Source organism: Kocuria palustris, assembly GCF_007666205.1.
GTDB lineage: Bacteria > Actinomycetota > Actinomycetes > Actinomycetales > Micrococcaceae > Kocuria > Kocuria palustris_A.
The window spans coordinates 1-215 of sequence record NZ_VDOR01000059.1 but is presented as its reverse complement, the minus strand read 5'-3'; the positions used below and the strand labels follow the sequence as shown (position 1 = coordinate 215).

The 215-nt window shown below is 34.9% G+C and carries 1 pseudogene; it reads left to right on the top strand.

From position 1 onward, the window contains the following. Positions 1-23: 23 nt before the first annotated feature. Positions 24-215 (top strand): annotated as a pseudogene (locus FSY66_RS12480) (dihydroxy-acid dehydratase); the annotation flags it as partial.

The following is a 215-nucleotide window of genomic DNA, read 5'->3' as shown; positions in this document are numbered from 1 at the left end:
TCCCAGCTATCATAAATGAATTAATGAAAAAGGATGGTACTTTACATCCAGATAGATTAACAGTTACCGGTAAATCCTTGAGAGAAAATAATGAAGGTAAAAACATCAAAAATTTTGAAGTTATTCATCCTCTTGAAAACCCTTATGATAAGCAAGGTGGATTATCTGTTTTATTCGGAAACCTCGCACCTAAAGGAGCGGTAATCAAGGTCGGT